This is a genomic window from Mycobacterium shimoidei (genome assembly GCF_900417275.1).
Lineage (GTDB): Bacteria > Actinomycetota > Actinomycetes > Mycobacteriales > Mycobacteriaceae > Mycobacterium > Mycobacterium shimoidei.
The window spans coordinates 1,000,885-1,025,129 of record NZ_UEGW01000001.1 but is presented as its reverse complement, the minus strand read 5'-3'; the positions used below and the strand labels follow the sequence as shown (position 1 = coordinate 1,025,129).

At 65.5% G+C, this 24,245-nt stretch carries 18 protein-coding genes; 14 read left to right on the top strand and 4 right to left on the bottom strand.

The window, feature by feature from the left end; translation table 11 throughout:
- Positions 1-8 precede the first annotated feature (8 nt).
- Genes MSP7336_RS04990 through MSP7336_RS04980 form a run of 3 tightly spaced genes read left to right on the top strand, consistent with a single transcriptional unit; the run spans position 9 to position 3,330 of the window.
- On the top strand, positions 9-887 hold the full coding sequence (locus MSP7336_RS04990) for an alpha/beta fold hydrolase (protein WP_069394144.1): 879 nt from the start codon (positions 9-11) through the stop codon (positions 885-887).
- Entirely contained in the window at positions 887-1,765 is an 879-nt protein-coding gene (locus MSP7336_RS04985; RefSeq protein WP_069394145.1) for an SDR family NAD(P)-dependent oxidoreductase, read from the top strand. The genes MSP7336_RS04990 and MSP7336_RS04985 overlap by 1 nt, the downstream gene beginning before the upstream one ends.
- Positions 1,762-3,330, top strand: coding sequence for an AMP-binding protein (locus tag MSP7336_RS04980; protein ID WP_113963183.1), 1,569 nt, complete (start codon positions 1,762-1,764; stop codon positions 3,328-3,330). The genes MSP7336_RS04985 and MSP7336_RS04980 overlap by 4 nt, the downstream gene beginning before the upstream one ends.
- Positions 3,331-3,342: 12 nt before the next feature.
- Here MSP7336_RS04980 and MSP7336_RS04975 read toward each other — a convergent pair whose 3' ends face one another.
- Together MSP7336_RS04975 and MSP7336_RS04970 are read right to left on the bottom strand one after the other, a co-directional pair.
- On the bottom strand, positions 3,343-8,187 hold the full coding sequence (locus MSP7336_RS04975) for a cation-translocating P-type ATPase (protein WP_084226269.1): 4,845 nt from the start codon (positions 8,185-8,187) through the stop codon (positions 3,343-3,345).
- A 185-nt stretch (positions 8,188-8,372) separates the two neighbouring features.
- Entirely contained in the window at positions 8,373-9,020 is a 648-nt protein-coding gene (locus MSP7336_RS04970) for a class I SAM-dependent methyltransferase (protein ID WP_069394147.1), read from the bottom strand.
- A 42-nt stretch (positions 9,021-9,062) separates the two neighbouring features.
- Here MSP7336_RS04970 and MSP7336_RS04965 point away from each other — a divergent pair, with 42 nt between their 5' ends.
- From MSP7336_RS04965 to MSP7336_RS04955, 3 genes are read left to right on the top strand one after another with little or no spacing between them, the layout of a single operon-like run.
- A complete protein-coding gene (locus MSP7336_RS04965) occupies positions 9,063-9,479 on the top strand; it encodes a nuclear transport factor 2 family protein (protein WP_069394148.1) in 417 nt (138 codons plus the stop codon).
- The gene (locus tag MSP7336_RS04960) at positions 9,476-10,291 is read left to right on the top strand and encodes an SDR family NAD(P)-dependent oxidoreductase (RefSeq protein WP_069394149.1); all 816 of its coding nucleotides are present in this window, start codon (positions 9,476-9,478) and stop codon (positions 10,289-10,291) included. The genes MSP7336_RS04965 and MSP7336_RS04960 overlap by 4 nt, the downstream gene beginning before the upstream one ends.
- Positions 10,292-10,337: 46 nt before the next feature.
- Positions 10,338-11,123: an SDR family NAD(P)-dependent oxidoreductase gene (locus tag MSP7336_RS04955; protein ID WP_069394150.1), complete on the top strand. Its 786-nt coding sequence runs from the start codon at positions 10,338-10,340 to the stop codon at positions 11,121-11,123.
- Between the two features lie 4 nt (positions 11,124-11,127).
- Here MSP7336_RS04955 and MSP7336_RS04950 read toward each other — a convergent pair whose 3' ends face one another.
- Together MSP7336_RS04950 and MSP7336_RS04945 are read right to left on the bottom strand one after the other, a co-directional pair.
- Positions 11,128-12,423 carry an acyl-CoA dehydrogenase family protein gene (locus tag MSP7336_RS04950; protein ID WP_113963182.1) on the bottom strand — a complete coding sequence of 432 codons (1,296 nt, stop codon included), beginning with the start codon at positions 12,421-12,423 and terminating at the stop codon, positions 11,128-11,130.
- Between the two features lie 17 nt (positions 12,424-12,440).
- Positions 12,441-13,238: an enoyl-CoA hydratase/isomerase family protein gene (locus tag MSP7336_RS04945; protein WP_069394317.1), complete on the bottom strand. Its 798-nt coding sequence runs from the start codon at positions 13,236-13,238 to the stop codon at positions 12,441-12,443.
- A 278-nt stretch (positions 13,239-13,516) separates the two neighbouring features.
- Between MSP7336_RS04945 and MSP7336_RS24550 the strand changes: the two genes are divergently transcribed.
- From MSP7336_RS24550 to MSP7336_RS04905, 8 genes are all read left to right on the top strand, one after another.
- Positions 13,517-15,979, top strand: coding sequence for a molybdopterin-dependent oxidoreductase (locus MSP7336_RS24550; RefSeq protein WP_069394152.1), 2,463 nt, complete (start codon positions 13,517-13,519; stop codon positions 15,977-15,979).
- Positions 15,980-16,373: 394 nt separating this feature from the next.
- Positions 16,374-17,165 (top strand): MlaE family ABC transporter permease, encoded by a 792-nt coding sequence (locus MSP7336_RS04935; protein WP_069394154.1) that lies wholly within the window; start codon positions 16,374-16,376, stop codon positions 17,163-17,165.
- 119 nt (positions 17,166-17,284) lie between these two features.
- Positions 17,285-18,082 carry an ABC transporter permease gene (locus MSP7336_RS04930; RefSeq protein ID WP_069394318.1) on the top strand — a complete coding sequence of 266 codons (798 nt, stop codon included), beginning with the start codon at positions 17,285-17,287 and terminating at the stop codon, positions 18,080-18,082.
- A gap of 5 nt (positions 18,083-18,087) precedes the next feature.
- Complete coding sequence (locus MSP7336_RS04925; protein WP_113963181.1) at positions 18,088-19,428, top strand: MCE family protein; 1,341 nt, start codon at positions 18,088-18,090, stop codon at positions 19,426-19,428.
- Positions 19,425-20,453, top strand: coding sequence for an MCE family protein (locus MSP7336_RS04920; protein ID WP_069394156.1), 1,029 nt, complete (start codon positions 19,425-19,427; stop codon positions 20,451-20,453). Before MSP7336_RS04925 ends, MSP7336_RS04920 begins: the two co-directional genes overlap by 4 nt.
- Positions 20,450-21,823 (top strand): MCE family protein, encoded by a 1,374-nt coding sequence (locus MSP7336_RS04915; protein WP_113963180.1) that lies wholly within the window; start codon positions 20,450-20,452, stop codon positions 21,821-21,823. The genes MSP7336_RS04920 and MSP7336_RS04915 overlap by 4 nt, the downstream gene beginning before the upstream one ends.
- Positions 21,820-23,106 (top strand): MCE family protein, encoded by a 1,287-nt coding sequence (locus MSP7336_RS04910; protein WP_181786558.1) that lies wholly within the window; start codon positions 21,820-21,822, stop codon positions 23,104-23,106. Before MSP7336_RS04915 ends, MSP7336_RS04910 begins: the two co-directional genes overlap by 4 nt.
- Complete coding sequence (locus MSP7336_RS04905; RefSeq protein WP_232320903.1) at positions 23,103-24,227, top strand: MCE family protein; 1,125 nt, start codon at positions 23,103-23,105, stop codon at positions 24,225-24,227. The genes MSP7336_RS04910 and MSP7336_RS04905 overlap by 4 nt, the downstream gene beginning before the upstream one ends.
- Positions 24,228-24,245 lie beyond the last annotated feature (18 nt).

Here is a 24,245-nt window from a genome sequence, read left to right as displayed (position 1 = left end):
CTTCCAGCATGGGTGAAACGGCGCGGCTGCTCGACCAGTACCGACGCACGGGACGAGTCTTCACCGCGGGTGGGATCAGGTCGTTCGTGCTCGACGAGGGCCCACCGGACGCGCCGCCGGTCGTGTGTGTACACGGGGTGCCGGCGTCGGCCTATTTGTACCGAAAGGTCGTTCCGGCGCTCGCCCGACACGGCCTGCGCGGTATCGCGGTCGACCTGCCGGGGCTCGGGCTGGCGGAACGACCGGACGACGCCGACTACCGCTGGAGCGGGCTTGGCCGGTGGCTGCGCTCGGCGATCGATACGCTCGAGCTGGAACGGTTCCATTTGGTGGTGCACGACATCGGCGGGCCAGTGGGTTTCGAGGTGGCGCACGCGGTCCCGGATCGCGTGCTGTCGATGACGGTGCTCAACACGATCATCGCGGTCGAGACCTTCCATCGGCCCTGGCCCATGGAGCCGTTCGCGCATCGCGGGCTTGGCGAAGCTTGGCTGCAATCGATGCGGATTCCCGGTGCGTTCGAGGCGATCATGCGGATGGTCGGGGTCAGCCGGGGGGTGCCGATCGCCGAGATCTCGTGCTGGAAGCCACTATTGTTCGGCGACGACGACGGGCGGGCGTTTCTGAAAATCATGCGCGGCTTCGAGCTCACCGCCGAAAGCCAGCGTCGCTATGTGGCCGCCGTGCACGACACGCCCTATCCGGTTCAGATCGTCTGGGGTGAACGAGACCGGATGCTCAGCTGGCGCCGCCACGGGATGCAGGCTCAGGCGGCCAGTGGCACCGAGCAGGTAACGCTGTTGCCGGCCAAACACTTTGTGCAGGAAGACTGCCCGCACGAGGTCGCCGCCGCGGTCCATCGGTTCATCGAGCAACAACGTCGCTGATGAACATTGCCGCCAAAGCCGCCAAAGCCGTCGACAGGCTTGCCAACCCGGCCGGCGTGGCGGATCTCGACAAGTTGCGCAACGTCGTCGCCGGTAAGACCGTGCTGGTGACCGGGGCGTCGTACGGTGTCGGCGAGGCGACCGCGCGCAAGCTCGCGGCAGCGCGCGCGACGGTGCTGGCGGTTGCCCGCTCGGCGGACCGGCTCGCCGACCTCGCCGCATCAATCAACGCGGGCGGCGGGCGTGCGTTCGCCTATCCGGCCGATCTGACCGACGAAAGCGCGATCAACGCTCTGGTGCAACGGATCAACGACGAGCACGGCGCGCTCGATGTTGTGGTGAGCAACGCCGGCAAGTCGCTGCGGCGTTCACTGCATGAGCAGTACGACCGGCCGCACGATTTTCAACGCACCATCGCCGTCAACTATCTCGGGCCGATCCAGCTGCTATTGGGTGTGCTCCCGGCAATGCGGAGTCACCGCGGCGGGCACATCGTCAACATCTCCAGCGTCGGCGTGCGGGTCCCGCCCGGTCCGCAGTGGGGGGTCTATCAAGCGTCCAAGGGAGCGTTCGACCGCTGGTTGCGAAGCGTCGCACCGGAATTGCATTCTGATGGTGTCGACGTCACCTCGATCTACTTCGCCCTGGTTCGCACCCGGATGATCGAGCCCACACCGTTGCTGCGAAAACTGCCGGGCCTTTATCCGGACCAGGCCGCCGACGTCGTCGCCAAAGCGATCATCGAACGTCCCCGCGCGATCGCGCCGGTGTGGACCTGGCCCGCTGAAGTCGCTTCGGTGATGCTGGCCGGTCCGGTCGATCGGGCCGCGCGGATTTGGTACCGCAACGTCATCGACTCCGATGGAGAACACCCATGACCGCCTTTGACGTGGTGACCGTGACCGCCCGGGCGCTGCTGAAATCACACCTGCTTCGCCTCCCGGGGCCGATGGCCTTGGTCCGGCTGGTGAGCGAGGTGCGCCGAGGCGGCATGAATCCTTTTACGCTGCTCGCGGTCGTCGCGGCGCGGTGGCCCGACCGAACCGCGGTCGTCGACGACGACGGCGTTATCAGTTATCGGGAGCTGGCGCAACGAACCGAAGCGCTTGCCGCCGAGCTGTATCGCCGTGGTGTCAAACCCGGCCAGGCAGTCGGGGTCATGTGCCGCAACGGCCGGAGTTTCGTCGAAGCACTGTTCGCCGCCGCATTGGTCGGTGGCGACGTCGTTCCCATCAACACCGAATTCCGTGCCGATGGGCTGGCCGCGGCGTTGACCGGTCACGACATCAAAGCCGTGATCTGCGACGGCGAATTCAGCGAGCGGGTGCGGGCCGCCGACGCCTCAGCCATCATCGTCGACCCGGAGACTGTTGAACCCGCGCAACATGATTCGCGGCCCAAGGTGGCGCGGGCGGGTCGGATCGTACTGCTCACATCCGGCACGACGGGAAAACCCAAGGGTGTGCCTCGCGCACCTCGAATCAATCCGGGGGTGCTCGGTGTCGGCGTCACGATACTCGATCGCACCGGACTGCGCGTCGGATCTCGAATTGCTGTGGCGGTACCCATGTTTCATGGGCTGGGCTTGGGCATGACGATACTGACCGTGGGTCTGGGCGGGACGATACTGACCCGGCGACGGTTCGATGCCGAGGCCGTGCTGGCCCAGGCATCCTTGTATCGCGCCGATGCGCTGACCGTAGTTCCGGTGATGTTGGCGCGCATCCTTGAGCTGCCTGAAGCTGTTCGTGCGCGAAACCCGGTGCCGGCGCTGCGCGTCGTGTTGTCCAGTGGTGCCCGGCTCGAGCCCGGTTTGGTGCAACGGTTCATGGACGCCTACGGCGACGTCCTTTACAACGGCTACGGTTCCACCGAGGTCGGGATTGGCGCTTTGGCTACCCCGGCCGAGCTGCGTGCGAATCCCGAGACGGTCGGCAGGCCGTCGATTGGCTGCTCGGTGGGTATCTTCGACGACGACGACCGGCCGGTGGGCCCGCATGTGATCGGCCGGGTCTTTGTCGGCGGCGAGTTGACGTTCGAAGGCTATACCGGTGGGGAGGGCAAGGACGTCATCGACAACATGACCGGGACCGGGGACATGGGCTATTTCGATGAGTCCGGCCAGTTGTTCATCGTGGGCCGTAGCGACGACATGATCATCTCGGGCGGAGAGAACGTCTATCCCCGCGCTGTGGAAAACGCGCTCGCCGAGCACCCCGACATCGTCGACATCGCCGTCGTCGGGGTGCCCGACGAGCAATTCGGTCAACGGTTGGCCGCGTTCGTCGTGCCCAGGCCGGGCGCCGCCATCGACAAAGAGGCAATCCGAGAGTATTTGAAAGACAAAGTTTCCCGATTCGAGCAACCCCGCGATATCAGCGTTGTCGACGCCATCCCGCGTAACCCGGCCGGCAAGGTGCTACGACACGAATTGCCGACCTGAGTGGCGATCGAACTACTTGACCACCCGCAGCCGAGGCTGCTGTGGCTGCGCCTCGTCACCGATGGTCGGTGTTTGGGCTTCGGTTACTTTGATCAGCCAATTGGGCGCCAGTATTGAGACGGCGGTGGCCGCGGCGGTGGAGCCCAGCACCCCGGTCCACGCCACCGGACCCAGCGGCGTGCAGCCGAAGAATTGGCTGACACCAGGTGTTTGGACGATGCCCACCAGTACCGCCGCACTGCCCAGCGCGGTGGCCACCACCAACGGACTGTGTCGGCGGGTCAGCATCGTCTGTGCCAGCTGGGTTGCCACGAGGGCTGTCAAACCCATTGTGGCCGTTCGTCTTTCCGTGCCCGGGGTCCAGCGTCCGATGGCCCATGCCGCGGTGGCGCCGGCGGCGGTCACAGCACCGCGGCTGACGATCTGCCGCAGCAGCGGCACGTCGAGGGACGGCGTCGACTCGAGCAATATCGCCCGCTGGTGCCTCCGCTCGGCTTCTTCGGCTTCCCGATCGAGTCCCGCCTCGGTCTCCTCGGGTTGTGGATACTGCGGGGTGACCGCCACCGCGAGCGCCGGGAACATGTCGGTGAGCAGGTTCACCAGCAGCAGCTGACGTGTTCCCACGGGCGCCCGCCCGGCGCCGAATGCTGTTCCGATGATGGTGAAGAGCACTTCACCCACGTTCCCGCCGACCAAGATAGTCACCGCGTCGCGCACCCCGGCCCACATCCCGCGGCCCTCGACCAGCGCGTCGATCAGCACCCCCAGATCGTCGTCGGTCAACACGATGTCGGCGGCGCCGCGGGCAGCCGAAGAGCCGCGACCGCTCACCCCGATACCGACGTCGGCCATCCGGATGGCGGCGGCGTCGTTGGCGCCGTCGCCGACCATCGCCGTGACTTGCCCGCAACGCTGCAGCGCGGCGACGATCTGCACCTTCTGTTCGGGGCTGACGCGGGCGAACACCTGAACGTCGGCGGCGAGTTGGGCGCAGGCTTCCTCGTCGAGGCCGACAAGCTCGGCGCCGGTGACCACCCGGGCGTCGGGCGGTAGACCCAACTGGCGGGCAATAGCCCGCGCGGTGACCGGGTGATCGCCGGTGATCAGCACCACCTTGCGCTCGGCATCCAGCAGCGCCTCGATCAGCGGGCGCGCCGACGGCCGTGCGGTATCCGCCAATCCGACATACCCGATCAGCTCCAGGTCGTGCGCGGCAGCATCGACGGCGTCGGCGTCGGTGTCGTCGTCATCGGCCGTGTCACCGTCCCACTGGCGTCGCGCCACGGCCAATACCCGCAAACCCTGTTCGGCGAGGCTGTGCACCAACGACTCCGCGTCGTCTCGGTCGCCGTCGGAACCATCGAACCGGCAGCGCGGCAAGACGACCTCCGGCGCGCCTTTGATCATCAACAACGGCGTCTGTCCGTCTGCCCGTGCTGTTCCTATCGCGGCGGCATAGCCGCGACTGGACTCGAATGGCACCTCCGCGAGCACAGTCCAATCGCCTTGGCTGCTGAAAGAACTCGCCGCGGCGAGGATGGCCTCGTCGGTGGCATGGGCGTGGCCCTGTCCATCGTGCGGCCGGGTGGACGCGCGCGCCGCGGCGCGCAACACCTCGGCGGCCTGCGGATCGGCGGCTTCGGGGAAGGGCCCGTGCGGGCTGGTCCCGGCGGGCACCGAGCGCACCACTCGTAGCCGGTTCTCGGTGAGCGTGCCGGTCTTGTCGAAACACACGGTGTCGACCCGCCCCAGCGCTTCGATGGTGCGGGGTGCGCGGACCAGCACACCGCTCGCCGACAGCCGGCGCGCGGCAGCCAGCTGAGCGAGGGTGGCCACCAGCGGCAGACCCTCGGGCACCGCGGCCACCGCGATCGCAACGCCGTCGGCCACCGCTTGACGCAGGGATGCCTGGCGAAGCAGGGCCAATCCGCTGACCACCGCTCCGCCGGCCAGCGTGAGAGGAAGGACCTTGCCGGTGAGATCCCGCAGCCGGGCCTGCACACCGGCCGACGACTCGACATCGGCGACAGCCGAGATCGCGCGCTGCGCCGCGGTCGCGCTGCCGGTTGCGACGACGATCGCCCGGGCCCGCCCGGCGACGATGGTGCTGCCCTCGAACAGCATGCTGGCCCGCTCGGTGTCGGCGGCGGCCACCGGCTCCACCTGTTTGTCCACCGGCAGCGATTCACCGGTGAGCAGCGACTCGTCGACCTCGAGGTCCTCGGCGACCAGCAGTCGCGCGTCCGCGGGCACGACGTCGGGCGCGGCCAAGTCGATCACGTCGCCGGGCCGCAGCGAGCTCGCGGGCACGGTGGCTGTGCGTTCGGCGTGCTGGGCAGCCTCCAATCGACGCCGCGTGGTCGCCACCGCGGGGACGATGACACGACGCGCCAGTTGGTCCTGTTCGGCGAACAGCTCGGCGGCCGCCGCGTCGGCCCGCAACCGCTGCACACCGCCGACGATGGCGTTGGCCGTCATCACCCCGGTGACCAACAAGGCATCGATGTTGCTGCCGACGATCGCGGACGCCGCCGCCCCCACCGCCAGCACCGGGGTCAGGGGGTCGGCCAACTCCGCCCGCGTCGCTGCCGCCAAGCGTGCAAGACGACGTGCCGGCTCCCGCAACGGCGCAAGGAAAGGGTTGTACGACAGATCCGCGAGAAATCGCTGCCACGACGCCGTACCGGGTTCGACGGCCAGCGGGCGCGCGCCGCCGGCCAGCCGCGCGTAGACGATCTCGGGGTCCAGAGCATGCCAGGCGGTCAGCAGTTGCGGGGTGGGGTCGGGCAGCCGCAGCACCTTGGCCGCTGAGATAGCGCCGGAAACCAACGCGGTCGCCGCGGCCGCGTTGACCGGATTGAGCCAGCGCCGCACGGCCAGCGGGTTAGTCGGGCGAGGTTCGCCGGTGACCAGCAACAGGCCGTCCAGCGTGGAGCCACCCTGGGCCAGGCGTACCGACGCTTCACTGGCCCGCCGGGCCGCGGGCAGCGCCGAGAGGATCCGCACTGCGGCAGCCAGGTCGGTGCCGGTGATGATGTCCGCGGTCCACGGCGTTGCGGCTTGCGGATCGTCGAGGGCCACCCCGACATCGGCGATGGCCAGCGCCGCCAACGTGTCGGTCGATGCGAAGTCGCGATGCAGTGCGGTGATCAGCATCACCGGGCCGCGATCCGACCGCAGTTCGCGAACCAACTGCAGCAGCGGCGTTCCGGCGGGATGACTCGCGGCGACGCTGGCGGCCAGATCCTGGGTGCCCGCCACATGGCGCAGCACGACCCGGGCGCCGGTCCGGTGTGCGGTCTGCATCAGCGCGACCGCGAACGGATCGACTTCCCAACCCACCTCGACGCTGCCCACCTGTTCACCGTCGACGATGAGTTGGGCGCGTTCGAGCCCCTGGGCGGGCGTCGCCGAGGGACCCTGCGCCGGAACCCACCTCAGGCGCGCCCCGGTGGCCGGCAACTCGTCGGGGTCGGGCTCGGGTGGTTGTTCGGCATGCAGCAGCGCATCGGCGACCTCGTAGACGCGGTCTTCATCCCAGCCGGGTGCCTCCCCCCGCGCGTGCAGCACCGCCCGGGCGTCGCCGCGCAGTGCGGCGCCGTCGATGACGATCACCTTCACCCGATCCAGCCGGCGCAGAGCCCCGGGGTCGAGCACGAGTTGACCGGCCTCGGCCAGGCCGCGGCCCAGGACCGCGGCGAAGGCCTGCCGGCCCATGTGCGCCGCTTTCGGCACACCGGCCAATATCGCGCCGGCCGCGTCCTCGGTGCCGCCTCCCGCGAGCAGAGCACCCGCCGCCGCCACCAACGAGCCGTTGGCGGCCTGTGCGGCGTATTCCTCCACCGGTCCGGCCATGGAGCCCTTTGCGGTGTCGATCGCCGAGTCGATCGCGCCGTCGACCACGACGTGCGACGCCTCACCTGCCTCCGCGGCGGCCCAGTTGTGGCGCGGCGCTTGTGCCCCATCGCCGGCCGATGAGATCACCGGGACAACCGGCGCCTGTGGTCGCTTCGGCGAGGCAAGCTCGGGCTCGCGGCCTCGCCACCGATCGCGGTGGGCTACTGCTTCGGAGATTTGCAGGGCTCGCTGGGCCAGGTCGAGCAGGGGTGTGCCGACCGCCTGGGTCAGCCCGTTGGCGGACGCCGTCGTCGCGCTGAGCGCGATGTCGGTGCCCACCCGCCCCAGCCGCGACTCCAGAAATGACACCACCCGAGGCTGGTTGCTGATGAGCGCGGCCGCGGCCCGGGTGGTTCGCGGTGCCGCGGGCAGTCGGACCACCCAGCCGGTAACGGCGGCACCGATTGCGACGATGTCCAACGCTGCGGCGGTCAACGGGACCAGGATCGCCAACGGATTGCCCGGGTCGGCAAACGGCGCGGTTCGCGGGGCCGACTTCCCGGCCGTCGAGGCCAACTCGGCTGCCACCGCCGCGACCGCTTCACCGACGGCGTCCACGATGGCGTCGGCGTCGGCGCCCTCGGTGAGTTCGACCACCAGCCGACCCAACGCGCCTTCGATATGCGCCGAGGCGACACCCGGAATCTTGCGAACCGGTTCTTCCACCGCCGCCGCATGCTCGTGCCAGCGCGGGAACGGCAACAACGGGTCCAGGTCGAGATGCACGCGTCGTCCGCTTCGCCAACGCACCGGCGGCTCGGTGTGGTCGGTGGATGCGCGGTCGGGAGTGGTTGTCCCGAGCAATCGGTTGGTCGATTGTGCCACCGACTGCACCACCGGCTTGGCAAGCAGCTGCACCGCGCCCACGGCGTCTGCGGCGCCCTGAGCACCGGCTTGCAGCAGTTGTATTGCCCCACCCGTCATGCCACCGATTACGGTGCCCACACCGGGAATCCTCATCGTCTCAACCCTTGTCTGACCTTCGATCGCGCTTTGCGAGGCAATACCCCGCCCTGTCCACAATTAGTCGAAAACCGGTGTGCGTGGGTGGCGCCACGGCGTTGCTGCCCGACGTGCCCATCGAGTCGGCGACCGCAGCGGTCATCGGGTAGCGCAGGCGGCCGCTTCCGGCTGCTTCGCCCGGTTCACGGCTTCGTCCCGACGGTGACCAAATCGGAGATCAACTTAGTCCACACCGGTCGGGGCAGCCGGTGCTGCTCGGTGACGGTGAAACCAGCGCTTTCGAACAGTGACCGCACTTCCGGCGGCGACGCGTGGTGCGCGGGTTTCCATCTGCTGCTGGCAGGGCCCTGCAGCCGCGGTGACCGCGCGCTCAACGCCACCACCATCGCCAGCCCGCCGGAGGCCAGCACGCGGTGGAACTCCCGGACGGCCGCGGGCTGGTCGAAGAAGTGAAACGCCGAGGTGCTCACGACGGCGTCGAGCGTGCCGTCGCCGAACGGAAGATGCTCGGCGGGAGCCTTCAGCCATTGCACCCGCGCTGAGCGGGTCCGGGCCTGCGCGAGCATCCCATCGGACATGTCGACCCCGTAGATCTCGTCGGGCTTCAACTCGCGCTCGATGCGATCGGCCAGCAGCCCTGTGCCGCAGGCGATGTCAGCGATCCGACGAGAGCTGTGGGCCGCCAGGTGCTCGATCACTTCGTCGTGCGCCGCACGGTAGACCCACCGCTGAAGGACCGGAAGGTTGTAGGCAGGTGCCGCGAAGCTCCAGAGCCGGGTGACGGTCTCGTTGAAGCCTCGTCGTGCAGCTTGCGGAGCCCGAGGAGCCATGCCTTAGCGTAACTGTGTCAGCCACCGGGACGGAGCCTGCGTATGACCGAGCGCGAGGATCGTCGGGAAATCGCTGATGTGCTGGTGCGGTATGCAACCGGGATAGACCGCCGGGACTGGTCGCTATTTCGCACTGTCTTCACCGAGGACTGCCAGCTCGACTACGGCGAGATTGGTGCTTGGAACGGCGTCGACGCGGTCACCGAATTCATGCAGCAGGCGCACGCGATGGCCGGCCATACCTTGCACCGGCTGACCAATCAGGTCATCGATGCCGACGGGGAACGCGCGGTGGCTCGCACTTACGTCGACGCGCTGATCATGACCGCTGACAACAACTCCGGTGTGAACGGAATCGGTTACTACGACGACGAACTCGTGCACACCGATGGCGGATGGCGGATTGCTCGCCGGCATTTCACCATCGTGCGCGTTGCGCCGGTAGGAGGACCATCATGACATTCGCCGCCAGGTACGGTCCGTGGGCCCTGGTCGCCGGCGCGTCCGAGGGTGTCGGCTCGGCGTTCGCCGAAGCGCTGGCTGAACGCGGCGTCAATGTTGTGCTGGTGGCCCGCAGGCAAGCCGTCCTGGACAGGGTTGCCGACGGCATAACCGCCCACACCGGTGTTGAAACCCGGGTCCTGGCAATGGATCTCGCTGGTGCGGATGCCGCCCGCCGCGTGGCAGATGCGACCGACGGCCTCGACATCGGCTTTTTGGTCTACTGCGCGGGTGCCGATCCCAACTTCGCGCCCTTCCTGGCCGGCCCCATCGGCGTGGCTGAGGGCATGGTGTGGCGCAATTGCATGGTGCCGATGCAGCTGAGCCATCACTTCGCCCCGGCGATGGTGCAGCGGGGCCGGGGTGGGATCGTGCTGTTCAGCTCGGGTGCTGGCCTCGTGGGGGGACCGAACATCGTCGCCTACAGCGCCAGCAAGGCGTTCGACATGGTGTTCGCCGAAGCACTGTGGGCTGAGTTGCATGACAAAGGTGTTGACGTGCTGGGCCTCGTCCTCGGCAAGACTGACACCCCGGCATTGCGTCGGCTCGAGTACAGCAGAGGACGACTCAGCTCCGAAGACGAGACGCCGGCGGATGCTCGCGCCGTCGACGAAGTCATCACAGAGGCGTTCAGCAACCTCAGCAACGGTCCGACGTGGATCGTCGGCAAACAGCTCCGCGGCGCCGCCCAGATGTTGGGCTCGATGACCCGCAACGAGGCCGTGCGGCTGATGACGCAAGCCAGCGCGGCGGCGATGGGCAAGGGTTAGTTGATCGACAGGTCCGCCGTCGACCCGGGAAGGAGGCCAGCCGCGGATGACGGGAAACTGTGACGGCAAGATCGCATTGGTGACCGGTGCGAGCCGCGGGTTGGGCAAGGCGATCGCACTCCGATTGGCCGCCGAAGGCGCCACCGTCGGGTTGACCGCCCGCACCATGGAACCTGACCCCAAATACCAAGGATCACTGCAGCAGACGCTCGCGGAGATCACCGCCGGCGGCGGATCGGCCGTCGCCATTCAAGCCGACCTGTCGAAACCCGAGGACCGTGAGCGGCTGTTCGGTGAGTTGGTCGCGCGCGTCGGCGCACCGGACATTCTGGTCAACAACGCAGCGGTGACGTTCCTGCGGCCGCTCGACGAATTCCCGGAGCGGCGCGTGCGGCTGATGATGGAGATGCACGTGCTGGCCCCGCTGCACCTGTCCCAACTGTCGATACCGGCCATGCGTGAACGTGGCCGAGGCTGGATCTTGAACATCACCTCGGTCGGCGGCGATCTGCCCGAGGGCCCACCGTTTTTCGACTTCGACCGCACCGCCGGATTCGGGATCTACGGCACGGTGAAGGCGGCCCTGAACCGGCTCACGAAAAGCCTTGCGGCCGAACTCTACGACGACGGCATCGCGGTCAACGCCGCGGCACCGACCAATCCGGTAGCTACCCCCGGTGCGGGCGCACTTGATCTCGCCAAAGTGGACACCGAGGACATCGAACTGATCACCCAGACTGCTTTCATATTGTGCACCGGCGACGCCAAGACGCTGACCGGCCGCATCGCGCACACACAGTCCTTCCTCCGCGAGATCGGCTGGTTGCGTTGACTGTTCAACTTCGCGGAATTCCGGCGAGCTTGTCGGCGAACTTGGCCTCGGCCGCTTCCCGCAAACGCAGCAGGTGCTCGGACGGAAACACATCAGGCGAGGGTCTGTAGTCCTTGAGCAGCAGCCGCGCCAGCGTGACCTTGTGTACCTCGGTAGGGCCGTCGGCCAAACCCAGCACGAACGATTCGACCAGGTGCTGGACGAACGGCATCTCATGGGTGGTGCCCAGCGATCCGTGCAGCTGCAGCGCACGAGATGACACGTCGTGCAACACGTTCTGCATCATTGCCTTGACCGCGGAGATGTCGGCCCTAACCGCCTTGTAGTCACCCCGCTGGTCGATCTTCCACGCAGTCTGCAAGGTGAGCAGCCGAAACGCCTCGATCTGCATCCAGGAGTCGGCGATCATCTGTTGGACCAGCTGCTTGTCGCCGAGCATCTGGCCCTGGGTATGCCGGGACACCGCGCGCTCGCAGAGCATGTCGAAGATCCGCCGCACCAGGCCCACAGTGCGCATCGCGTGATGGATGCGCCCGCCACCCAGCCGGGTCTGCGCGACGACGAATGCCCCGCCCCGCGGGCCGAGCATGTGGTCGGCCGGGACCCGGACGTTCTCGTAGCGCACATAACCTTCACGCCCGCTGCCAGGCTGCTGATACCCCAGGCCGACCTCGCGTAGCACGTTGATACCCGGCGTCTCGGCCGGCACCACGAACATCGAATGCCGCTGGTAGGGCGGGGCGTCGGGATCCGTCACCGCCATGACGATGAAGAACGAGGCCAACGACGCGAACGACGAGAACCACTTCTCACCATTGATCACCCAGTAGTCGCCGTCTTGCACGGCGCGAGTGGTGAACACCTTTGGGTCCGATCCACCCTGCGGCTCGGTCATCGAAAAACACGACACGATCCGGTTGTCCAGCAGCGGTTCGAGATAGCGCTTCTTGAGTTCGGGCGTGCCATAGTGGGCCAGGATCTCGCTGTTCCCGGAATCCGGTGCCTGACAGCCGAAAACGATTGGGGCACACTCTGACCGACCAAGAATCTCGTTGAGCAGCGCCAGTTTCACCTGGCCGTATCCCGGTCCGCCGAGATGTGGACCCAGGTGGGTGGCCCACAGCCCGCGGTCCTTGACAATCTCCTGCAGCGGCGGAATCAGGGCTTGCCGGACCGGGTTGTTGAGATCGTGAGACTCCTTGACTATCAGATCGATTGGTTCGCATTCCGAACGCACGAAATCGTCAACCCACGCGAGTTTCTCCGCCCATTCAGGGTCGGTTGAGAAATCCCATGCCATCGCGCATCCTTTCGATCCTAGCTGTCGGCAGCGCCCGTCGCGGACGACCACTTCTTGCGCAGGGCCTCCGCTTCCGCTGTGGCATGGCTGAGCACTTGATTGCGGTTCTCGAGCTCCAGCGCCGACGCCAGCCCTGCGGCGTCGATGTTGACCTGTACTGCTCGCTTGGTCAGCTGCACCCCCAGCGGAGTGAGTTCGGCGATTTGCGTGGCGATTTCAAGCGCACGGTCGCCCAACTGGTCAGGCTCCACCAGTTGGCTCACCAATCCACGACGGTCGGCTTCCTCGGCCGAGACCGTACGCCCGGTCAGCATCCAGTCGGCGGCGACGCCGGCACCGACAATGCGTGGCAGCAAATAACTCATGCCCATCTCCGCGCCGGACAATCCGAGCAGGATCGCGGCGTTGCCGAACGTCGCAGCCGTCGAACAGATCCTGATGTCGGCGGACAGGCACAGTGCCAGCCCGGCGCCGACACAGGGCCCGTTGACGGCGGCGATCACCGGTTGTGGCAGGTCGCGAATCGCCTGCGGAAGCGAGGCCATCGTTTCCTGGAAGCGCAGGCGATCGATTGCTGGGGCCGTCGCCTCGAGCAGCCCCGGCCCGAAGTCGCGCACGTCCATCCCCGAACAGAATCCCCGTCCGGCCCCGGTGACGACGACAGCCCGCACTGACGTGTCCGCGCCCAGCGCGGCCAATGTCCCGGTGAGTTCGCCGACCATGACCTGGTTGATCGCATTGAGTCGCTTCGGCCGATTCAGTTGCAGTACTGCCACCCCGGACCGCGGGGTTTCCACGGTCAACGTTTCACCCATCGTCACCGCCCGAGCATGCAGATGCGGCGCCAGCTTCGCCGCCACCGGGAATGGTATTTCGCTTACCCGTGCCGCTTGAGATCGGGGTCTTGGAGACGGCGTTTTCAGACTCAGGATGATTTCAAATCATCTGCGGCCACCTGGTCATCGAAAGCGCAGCTTGCGCTTTGTAATAGCGTTCGCCGAGCCAGTACCAGGGGTTGAGCGCCAGAAATTTCAGGCCGTATCGACGGCCGAACAGCGCGACAGTTTGTCCATAGAGCGGACAGAGGAGCGCAATGATATTTTCGCAGCATTACCTTGCCTGCCTGTCGCAAGCCTCTTATCTGATCGGAGATGAGACCAGTGGCCGTGCGGTGGTGGTGGATCCGCGGCGCGACGTCGACACCTACCTGAGCGAAGCAGCCGAACACGGCTTGCACATTGAACGGGTCATTGAAACGCACATCCATGCCGACTTCTTGAGCGGCCATCTGGAGTTGGCAGCGGCCACCGGAGCGGTGATCTCCTACGGAGAGAAGGCCGACGTGCAATTCCCGATCGAACCATTGCGCGACGGCCAGAGAATTTGTTTAGGAGAAGTGGCTCTGCAGATTCTGGCGACCCCGGGCCACACCCCCGAATCGATCTGCATCGTGGTCTACGAGCACGCCGACGATGATCTGCCGTACGGAGTCCTCACCGGCGACACCCTGTTCGTCGGTGACGTGGGCCGCCCCGACCTCATGACCTCCGCAGGATTGTCGCCGGACGCACTGGCCCGGGCGCTCTACCAATCGCTGCACAACAAGCTGCTGAAGCTGCCCGATGCCACGCGGGTCTATCCCGCGCACGGTGCCGGGTCGTTATGCGGGCGGCGACTGTCGAGCGAAACCAGTTCAACGATCGGTGACCAGCGCCGCACCAACTACGCGCTAAACATAAGCGACGTCGACCAGTTCGTCGTTGCGGTCACCGAAGCACAGCCGCTCCGGCCGCCGTACTTCGAGTTCACTTCTCGCCGCAATCGCGAGCAGCACCCGCTGCTCGACGAACATGGGTGTCCACGCCTGCTGGATATCGACCAGATCTGCAAATACGCGCAGGCCGGGGCGATCCTGCTGGACAGCCGCGAGCCGGGCGATTACGCGTCCGGACACCTGCGCGGCGCGATAAACGTCGGGCTGCAGGGGCGTTTCGCTGAATGGGCCGGGGTCGTCTTATCGCCGGACCGCGACATCGTGTTGGTCGGTGACCCGACGTTGGCGCGCGAATCCACCACGCGGCTTTCCCGGGTGGGATTCGATCGGGTTATTGGTCAAATACGGGACCTGGAACAGGTTTTCACCCAGCGGCCCGAACTCGTCGAAACTTCGTCGCGGTTGAGCATCGACCAACTTGCCGAGTTGCGCGGGCGGGAACCACGCCTGCAGCTGGTGGACATCCGCAGCCCGGCGGAGCGGGCGCAGGGCGCGATCCCCGGCGCGCGGTCCATCCCGCTGCCCGTGCTGACCGGTGTGATGGCCGACTTGGACCGGGCGGCTCCCGTAGTCATCTACTGCGCGAGTGGCTACCGCTCGATGGTGGCGGCGAGTGTCTTGCGGTCGGCAGGGTTCGACGATGTCTCGGATGTAATCGGGGGCTTTGAGTCATGGCAAAGTTGCGGCCTGCCCTCGTCGTCAGGGGACGACGACGGACCGCCGGTGGCAGCCGACGGCCGCAATGCCGGGCTGATTGTGCACCGAAAAGACCCGCTCAACTGTGAGACATCCCTTCCGTCGCTGATCGGAAGTGTGGTGATGCCAATCTCGCACTTCTATGTCCGCAACCACTTCCCTGCGCCGGCTCTGGATCCCGAGGCGTACGAATTGACGGTGACCGGGCTGGTCGAGCGACCGTTACGGTTCGGAGTCCATGATCTGAAACGCATGCCGTCTCAGTCGCTGGTTTCGACGCTGGAATGCGCGGGCAATGGCCGGATTCAGTTCGACCCGCCCGTTGAGGGCGAGCAGTGGCGTTTCGGAGCGGCAAGCACGGCCGAATGGACGGGCGTCCCGCTGGCGGAGATTCTCGACCGGGCGGGTTTGACGGCCGGCGCTCACGATGTCGTCTTCCGCGGCGCCGACGCCGGACTGGTCGACAACCTAACCACCCCGGTGCGATTCGAGCGGGCTTTGTCGATCGCTGACGCCTACAATTCTGGCGCTCTGGTCGCCTACGCGATGAACGGCGAGCCATTGCCGCTGCAGCATGGCCGCCCTGTGCGGCTTGTCGTCCCGGGCTGGTATTCGGTGGCTTCGGTCAAGTGGCTCACCGAAATTGAGGTGATCGGGCAGTCGTTCGAAGGTTATTTCCACACCGAGCGATACCAGTACGAATGGCCACGCGACAACGGTGTCGTTCGTGAGCCGGTTCGGCTGCAGCGTGTTCGCTCGGTGATCGCCGAACCCGCCGATGGCGTATCGGTGCCCGCCGGTGAGCTGGTGGTCCGAGGTGTTGCATGGTCAGGCGCGGCGGCGATCGATCGCGTCGACGTCTGCATCGGAGAGTCGCCGTGGCAACCGGCTCGGCTGATCGGCGAACGGCGCCGGCACAGCTGGCAGTGGTGGGAGTTGTTGGCGCGATGTGAAACGGCCGGGCCGACCACCTTGCGGGCCAGGGCGACCGACCTCGCCGGCCGCACCCAGCCCGATCGGCCGGAATGGAACCGTCTTGGGTACGGCGGCAACGCTATTCACACGGTCACGGTGAGAATCGAGTGAGTTCGTCGACGGCTGAATGTCGCAGCGCGAATTGGCGGTCTATCCACATTTGTTCTGGTTGATTCCAAACCTTCGACAAGAAACGTCCGACCAATAGATTTCCCGCGTGATCTATGTGTGCAGCCAAGCAGCGGCATCGTGCCACAGCGCGCGTCTTTGACCACACATAGCCAGACCCCCGACACCAGCGAGGAGCACGATGAGCCGTATCCACAACCGGCATGGCGAGCAAACGCCATGAAGGTCGTCGCGGCCGCCGAATCGCCGCCGCTGCTCAGCTCGTCTGTTCTGGTCAAGAGGCAGTCTGGCAGCTTGGTGCAACCGCAAAGTGGTCTCGTGCAGCAAATTAAAGTTGTTGCACGGGCGTTGAGTTGGCGGCGGACCGGGTGATTCGATGTCGGCACTTTCAGCCACGCACGCGGAATCAGGGGCGGTTTGGTCCAAACCCGCTGCCGCAGTCGGCGACTTTGTGGTTCTCGCAGGCGAAACCTTCGCCGCCACATTGCGCCGGCCCTTCGCCTGGCGCGAACTGATCGACCAGATCTGGTTCGTGGCCAGGGTGTCAATCGTCCCGACCCTTGTGCTGTCGATTCCCTACACCGTGCTCATCGTCTTCACGCTCAACATCGTGCTGATCGAGGTCGGCGCCGGCGATTTGTCCGGTGCCGGTGCAGCGCTCGCCTCCGTCACCCAGGTGGGCCCAGTGGTCACGGCGATCGTCGTGTCCGGTGCGGGTTCCACCGCGATGTGCGCGGACCTGGGGGCACGGACCATCCGCGAGGAGATCGACGCAATGAAAGTCATCGGCGTCAACCCAATCCAGGCACTGGTAGTGCCTCGCGTGATCGCGGCGACATTCGTTGCGCTGATGCTCTATTCGGTCGTGGCCGTCGTGGGACTTTCGGGAAGCTATTTCTTCGTCGTGTTTGTCCAGCACGTCACACCGGGGGCATTCGTCGCGGGGATGACGCTGCTCACCGGACTTCCGCAGGTGATCGTTTCGCTGGTCAAGGCGCTGCTCTTCGGCCTGTCTGCAGGCCTGATCGCTTGCTACAAAGGACTTTCCGTCGGCGGCGGACCGACCTCTGTGGGCAACGCGGTCAACGAGACTGTGGTGTTCGCGTTCATGGCCCTGTTCCTGATCAACATCTTGGCCACCGCATTCGGTGTCAAGGTGGCGCCATGACGATGGCCGAGGAGCGGGAAGTCATCGCAGTCAGCGCGCCCGCCCGCAAGGCCACTGATGCGAAAACCAAAGCAGGGCCGGACAGCCGTGCGAGCCGTGTCAACGAAACATTCACCCGGATGGTCGAAGCCACCCGCGCCCTGGGTGAGCAGACCGCCTTCTACGGCAACGCACTCGCAGCCACCGCCGACGCCGTCCGGCGCTACCCCGGTGAGGTGCTGCGGCTTATCGCCGTTCTCGGGATGGGCACCGGGGCACTGGCGGTGATCGGCGGCACGGTGGTCATCGTCGGATTTCTGACCCTTACCACCGGCGCCCTGATCGCCGTGCAGGGCTACAACACCTTGTCCAACGTCGGGATCGAAGCTCTCACCGGCTTTCTGGGCGCATTTCTCAATGTCCGCTTCATCGCCCCGGCGACCGCAGGCGTGGCACTGGCCGCCACCATCGGCGCCGGCGCAACCGCGCAGCTGGGCGCCATGCGCATCAACGAGGAGATCGACGCACTGGAGGCGATGGCCATCCGGCCGATCACCTACCTGGCGTCGACCCGCATTGTGGCGGGGGTTGTCGCGGTCATTCCGATCTACACCGTCGCGGTACTGATGTCGTTCCTGGCCACCAGGTTCGGCACGACGATCATCTACGGACAGTCGCGCGGCGTCTACGACCACTATTTCTCGTCGTTTTTGCACCCGACGGATCTGTTGTGGTCTTTCACCGAGGCGTTGACGATGGCAGCTGCCGTGATGTCGGTGCACACCTACTACGGCTACACCGCGACTGGGGGTCCCGCCGGCGTCGGCGAAGCGGTCGGTCGAGCGGTGCGCACCTCGATCACCGCGGGCGTTTTCATTTTGCTGACCATCACACTGTCGGTGTACGGGCAGTCCGGCAATTTCCACCTGTCGGGGTGAGGACCATGAACAACACACCCCGGCGCGGGGCGATCGACCCGATCTGGTGGGCACCGGTGCTGCTTGTTGTGATCGTGGCCGTCAGCGCGCTGACCGCAATGACGTTCTCCGGAACGCTGCGGACGACTGTTCCGCTGACCGTCATCTCCGACCGCGCCGGTCTGGTCATGGAGGACGGGGCGAAGGTGAAGCTGCGCGGTGTGCAGATCGGCGAGGTCGCATCCGTAGAGGCCTACACCGATTCGGCCGGCACCAATCTCTCGAAGCTGAAGCTGAAGATAGCCCCGAACGATTTTCGCTACCTGCCGAGCAACGTAGAGGCAGAGGTCAAATCGAGCACTGTCTTCGGCGCCAAGTTCGTCGATCTCGTCGTTCCTCCGCAGGCTCACAGCCAGCAACCATTAGCGCCCGGCGCTGTATTGCGCAGCCGCAACGTGACCGTCGAGGTCAACACCGTGTTCGAGAACCTGCAGGCGATCGTCCACGCCATCGACCCGGCGAAACTCAACGCCGTGCTCTCGGCGGTGGCAGAAGCCGTGCGCGGCAAAGGTGATCGCATAGGACAGGCGATCACTGCGGGGAATCGAACGCTGCTCACCGTGAACCCCAGGATGTCCACGGTTGCACAGGACTGGCAGCTATTCGACAAGACCGCGCAAGCGTATTCGGATGCAGCACAAGACATTCTCTCGCTTCTGGATTCGTTCTCCACAACCAGCGCAACGATCACCAGCAACAAGAAGGCGCTCGACGAACTGCTCCTGTCTGCGATCGGGTTCGCCAATTCGGGTATCGACACGATCGGTGCAAATCAGCCGAATCTGGTCGGCGCGATCAACGTCGTGGAGCCGACCTTCTCGCTGCTGAACAAGTATTCGCCGACCTACACCTGCCTCTTCCAGGGCGCGCAATGGTTCCTCGACCATGGCGGTAGAGCCGCCTTGGGAGGCAACGGCAAATCGGTGATCATGGACGCGGCGCTGCTATTCGGCGACGACCCTTACCGCTATCCCGACAACCTGCCGATCGTGCAGGCTAAGGGCGGCCCGGGCGGCAAGCCCAGCTGTGGGTCGCTGCCGGACGTCAGCAAAAACCTGCCGGTCAAGTATCTGGTCACCGACACCGGGTTCGGTACCGGACTTGATATTCGGCCAAACCCCGGGATCGGCTTCCCAGGCATCGCCAACTACTTCCCGGTCACCAAGGGGACGCCTGAACCGCCACGGATTCGTTACCCGGGCGGCCCGGCACCTGGCCCGTTGCCGGCCTATCCGGGCGCGCCGCCGTACGGCGCACCCGACTACGGCCAGGACGTCACCGTGACACCAAGTCAGGAACAGCCATGAGGCGGGACACATTGCGCACCGCGATGCGGGTGGCGCTGTTCACGGTTGTCTGCCTTGCCTTCGTTTTCGTCTTAATCGCGGTGTTCGGGCAGCTCAGGTTCGACACACGTGCCTCCTACAGCGCGGTGTTCACCAACGTGTCCGGCCTCAAGGGCGGCAACTTCGTCCGCATCGCCGGTGTCGAAGTCGGCAAGGTCAAAGGCATGAAGCTGCACAAAGACGGAACCGTGACGGTCGACTTCGCAATCGACAAGAAGTTGACGCTCACCGAAGGCACCAAAGCAGCGGTTCGCTACGAGAACCTCATCGGCGATCGTTATCTGTCGCTGGAAGCAGGGCCGGGCCCGACACGGAAACTGCAGCCGGGCCAGACGATTCCATTGACCAGGACATCTCCTGCGCTTGACGTGGACGCGCTGATCGGCGGTTTCCGGCCGCTCTTTCGTGCATTGGACCCCGATCAAGTCAATGCGCTGTCCGGCCAACTGCTCAGAGTGTTCCAAGGCCAGGGCGGCACCATCTCCTCGGTGCTGGCCCAGACGTCCGCGCTGACCAACACGCTGGCCAACCGGGACAAGCTCATCGGCGAGGTGATCACCAACCTGAACACCGTGCTGCACACCTTCTCCGCTCGGGACAAGCAATTCTCGGACGGCTTGGACAAGCTGTCTCAATTGGTCGAAGCGCTGGCCGAGCGCAAGACCCAGATCACCAACAGCATCGGCTATATCAACGCTGCTGCATCATCGGTTGCCGACCTGTTGACCGTGGCCCGCCAACCGATCAAGGACACCGTTGTGCAAACGGATCGGTTCGCCGGGCAGGTGGAGGCCGATCACGACTATGTCGACGACTTGGTCAAGACGCTTCCCGACGCCTATCAGGTGTTGGCCCGCAACGGGCTTTATGGTGACTACTTCGGCTTCTATCTCTGCGACGCGATTCTGAAGGTCAACGGCAAGAACGGCCAGCCTGTCTTCATCAAGCTGGTGAGCCAGGTAACCGGGCGGTGCGCACCGAAATGAGCGCGATTGCAGCTACTTTGAAGTCGCGGCTGAAGCGGCCCGATATCAAGCCGCTTGCCGAGCGGAACCGGGTCGCGGTCGGCGTGACCGGGATCGCGATCGTAGTGGCCCTGGTGGTCGGCGTGTTCTCCTACAACAAGATCCCGTTCATCAAGGGCACCAGCGACTACTCCGCCTACTTCGCCGAAGCCGGCGGCATCAAAACAGGCAGTGATGTGCGGGTTTCGGGCCTGTCAGTCGGCAGGGTCTTTAGCGTCAAACTCGACGGCCAGAAAGTATTGGTGAAGTTTTCGGTTAACAACGGTGTCGAGCTTGGTGACCGGACCGAGGCGGCGATCAAGACCGAGACGGTACTGGGCACCAAGATGCTTGAACTGACCCCACGAGGAGACGGCAAGCTCACCACCACGATCCCGCTGGAACGAACCAGCTCGCCATACGATCTGCCCACCGCGCTGGGCGACTTGACGACCACCATCAGCGCGCTGGACACCACCAAGCTGTCCTCGGCCCTCACCACGTTGGCGGATACCTTCAAAGACACCCCACCGGACCTGAAGGTCGCGCTGGAGGGGGTGGCCCGGTTCTCCGGCACCCTGGACAACCGCGACGCAGCGCTGCGCAACTTGCTGGCTGACGCCAACAAGGTCACCTCGGTGCTGGCAAAACGGAGCGACCAGATCGCCAATCTTGTCGTCAACGCGAACGCTTTACTCAGAGAACTTCTGACGCAACGCAATTCCGTTGACGCGCTGATGACCAGCCTCACCGACGCGTCGCACCAGATTTCAGGCTTGGTCAACGACAATCGCAGGGAACTCCAGCCCGCTCTCGACAAGCTCAATGGCGTGCTGGGGATCCTGGACAACCGCAAGCAAGAACTACAGCGCACGCTGTATCTGCTCCGGCGTTATGCGATGTCGTTTGGCGAAGTCCTGGGGTCCGGGCCGTTCTTCAAGGCATCACTGGTCAACCTGGCACCGGGCCAATTGGTGCAGCCGTTCACCGACGCCGCGTTCTCCGACCTCGGACTCGATCCCAACGTGCTGCTCCCGTCGGAACTGGTCGCCCCGCCCACCGGCACGCCCGGCCTGCCGCCACTGCCGTTGCCGTATCCACGCACCGGGCAAGGCGGCGAGCCGAAACGCACGCTGCCCGACGCGATCACCGGCAACCCCGGCCAGCAGTCATGCGGGCCCCCCGCAGTGCCGCTACCCGCGCCTGGGTGCTACCCGTACCGGGAACCCCCGCCCGCGGCAGCGCCGGGGGAACCGCCCCCAGGACCGCCGGCAAGCCCGACTCCCGCGCCCGCACCAACGCCGATCTACGTGCCGGCACCCAACGAAGTACCTGCGAGTGGGGGACGATGATGGCGAAATATCCACGCGCCGTGCGGATCGCAACAGCGATCGCCCTGGTCGTGACCATGGTGGTCGGGGTCGGCGTAACCACCGCCTCATGGTGGAAACAGGTGACCAGAAACACCTACGTCGCCTACTTCGCCAATACCAACGGTCTCTACACCGGCGACGAAGTCCGAATCCTCGGCGTCGCCGTGGGCACCATCGAGAAGATCGATCCGCAGCCGAATGCGGCAAAGGTCACGTTCACCGTCGACTCGCAGTACCCGGTGCCCGCCGACGCCAAGGCAGCAATCCTGTCGCCGTCACTGGTCACCGCAAGGGCGATTCAACTCGTTCCCGCCTATTCCGGCGGACCGAAACTTCCGGACGGAGCAACGATTCCCCAAGAGCGCACCGCCGTTCCGGTCGAATGGGACGACCTGCGCAAGCAGTTGGAGAAGCTGACCGACTCGTTGCAGCCGACGACACCCGGTGGTCCCAGCGCCCTGGGCGAATTTGTCGACACGACCGCGGCCAACCTACGAGGCGAGGGGGACACCGCGCGAGACACGGTGATCAAACTGTCGCAGGCGGTTTCGGCGCTCGGCGACCACAGCACGGACATCTTCAGCACGGTCCGCAATCTGCAGCTGCTGGTGACCGCGCTGTCCTCGAGCAGCGAGTTGCTAGCCGCCTTCAACAGGAATCTCGCCGATATCACCACGGTGCTGTCCAATACGCCCGACGAGTGGGCTCAGGCGATGCAGGGGTTGGACGCGGCGGTGAACGACCTGCGTGGCTTGGTCGCCGACAATCGGGAGGCGCTCGGGGCAACGTTCGACCACCTCAACGCGATCACCACCGCGATGAACGACAGCCGCGGAGACATCAAACAGATTCTGCATGTCACGCCCACGGTTTTCCAGAATTTCATGAACATCTATCAGCCCGCACAAAGCGCGGTCACCGGCATTCTGGCGCCTGTGAATTTCGCCGACACGGTCAAATTTCTCTGCGGCTCAATCGAAGCCGCGGCGCGCGTGGGCGCGAAGCAGTCAGCGAGATTGTGCGAGCAATATCTGGCGCCGATCATCAAGAACCGCCAGTACAACTTCCCGCCGATCGGACTCAACCCGTTTGTGGGAGCATCGGCGCGGCCCAACGAAATCACGTACAGCGAAGACCGACTCAATCCGCACCTGCCGCCCGCTGGGCCTGATGCCGCTCGGTCGGCGGACCCCGGCCAGGGACTGCAAGGCTTGATGATGCCGCCCGCCCCGACACCAGCGCCGGCGGAGGGCGTGCCGTGAGGCGCCGTGTGGCCGCCCTGGGCCTGGTCGTTGCCTGCCTGTCGGCGACGACCGGGTGTCAATGGCGCGGCCTCAATTCGCTGAGGTTGCCCGGAACCGAAGGGGCCGGCAAAGACGCGTACACCATCGCTGCCCAGCTGCCCGACGTCGTCGTCATACAGCCCAACACCCGGGTTCGGGTCGCCGACGTCAACGTCGGCAACGTCACCAAAATCGAGGTACAGGACTGGCATGCCCTGGTGACCATGCGCATCAACGGTGACGTTCATCTGCCGGCGAACAGCACCGCCAAGGTGGGGCAGACCAGCCTGCTGGGGTCCATGCATATCGAATTGGCACCGCCCACCGATGAGCCGCCGCAGGGTGAACTCACAAACGGCTCTGTGATTCCGCTGTCCAAAGCCGCTACCTACCCGACCACCGAGCAGACCCTGGCGTCGGTGGCAATTCTGCTGAACGGCGGTGGGCTGGGCCACATCCAGGAAATCACCCAAGCATTCGCAACCGCGTTGGCGGGCCGTGAGAACGATATGCGCAGCCTGCTGACCCAACTGGACACCTTCATCGCCCAGGTGCACTCGCAGACCGATGACATCATCGCGGCCACCGAGAGCCTCAACTCGCTGGCCGGACAAGTCGCGGCGAAGGATCAGGCCGTGGACAAGGCGCTCACCACGATTCCGCAGGCATTGGCCGTGCTGTCGGATTCGCGAAAGAAGCTTCTCGATGCCATCGATGCGGTGGGCAGGTTCAGCGGGGTCGCGGCCTCGACGGTCAACCAGACCAAAGAATCGCTCACCGAGAACTTCCGCAATCTCGCGCCGGTGCTGCGGGAATTGGCAAACGCCGGGCCTGCCCTCACCAAGGGGCTGGATTTCCTGTCGACATATCCGTGGGTGAAAAGCAACGTCGCCAACTGGTTTCGGGGTGACTTCGCCAACATCACCCTCGTTCTCGATCTGACCTTGAGCCGAATCGACAGCGGCTTCTTCACCGGAACCAGATGGGAGGGCAACCTTACCGAACTCGAGTTGCAGTGGGGCCGCACGATTGGCCAGATGCCCAGCCCGTACACCGCGGCCAATCCGTTGATCGCGCCCTACCATTTCGGGGGGTACTGACGTGTCTGGCGTTAGCGC

Coding starts and splice junctions, on each gene's coding strand:
- MSP7336_RS04990 (WP_069394144.1), top strand. CDS start 9: ATGGGTGAAACGGCGCGGCTGCTCGACCAGTACCGACGCACGGGACGA.
- MSP7336_RS04985 (WP_069394145.1), top strand. CDS start 887: ATGAACATTGCCGCCAAAGCCGCCAAAGCCGTCGACAGGCTTGCCAAC.
- MSP7336_RS04980 (WP_113963183.1), top strand. CDS start 1,762: ATGACCGCCTTTGACGTGGTGACCGTGACCGCCCGGGCGCTGCTGAAA.
- MSP7336_RS04975 (WP_084226269.1), bottom strand. CDS start 8,187: ATGAGGATTCCCGGTGTGGGCACCGTAATCGGTGGCATGACGGGTGGG.
- MSP7336_RS04970 (WP_069394147.1), bottom strand. CDS start 9,020: ATGGCTCCTCGGGCTCCGCAAGCTGCACGACGAGGCTTCAACGAGACC.
- MSP7336_RS04965 (WP_069394148.1), top strand. CDS start 9,063: ATGACCGAGCGCGAGGATCGTCGGGAAATCGCTGATGTGCTGGTGCGG.
- MSP7336_RS04960 (WP_069394149.1), top strand. CDS start 9,476: ATGACATTCGCCGCCAGGTACGGTCCGTGGGCCCTGGTCGCCGGCGCG.
- MSP7336_RS04955 (WP_069394150.1), top strand. CDS start 10,338: ATGACGGGAAACTGTGACGGCAAGATCGCATTGGTGACCGGTGCGAGC.
- MSP7336_RS04950 (WP_113963182.1), bottom strand. CDS start 12,423: ATGGCATGGGATTTCTCAACCGACCCTGAATGGGCGGAGAAACTCGCG.
- MSP7336_RS04945 (WP_069394317.1), bottom strand. CDS start 13,238: ATGGGTGAAACGTTGACCGTGGAAACCCCGCGGTCCGGGGTGGCAGTA.
- MSP7336_RS24550 (WP_069394152.1), top strand. CDS start 13,517: ATGATATTTTCGCAGCATTACCTTGCCTGCCTGTCGCAAGCCTCTTAT.
- MSP7336_RS04935 (WP_069394154.1), top strand. CDS start 16,374: ATGTCGGCACTTTCAGCCACGCACGCGGAATCAGGGGCGGTTTGGTCC.
- MSP7336_RS04930 (WP_069394318.1), top strand. CDS start 17,285: ATGGTCGAAGCCACCCGCGCCCTGGGTGAGCAGACCGCCTTCTACGGC.
- MSP7336_RS04925 (WP_113963181.1), top strand. CDS start 18,088: ATGAACAACACACCCCGGCGCGGGGCGATCGACCCGATCTGGTGGGCA.
- MSP7336_RS04920 (WP_069394156.1), top strand. CDS start 19,425: ATGAGGCGGGACACATTGCGCACCGCGATGCGGGTGGCGCTGTTCACG.
- MSP7336_RS04915 (WP_113963180.1), top strand. CDS start 20,450: ATGAGCGCGATTGCAGCTACTTTGAAGTCGCGGCTGAAGCGGCCCGAT.
- MSP7336_RS04910 (WP_181786558.1), top strand. CDS start 21,820: ATGATGGCGAAATATCCACGCGCCGTGCGGATCGCAACAGCGATCGCC.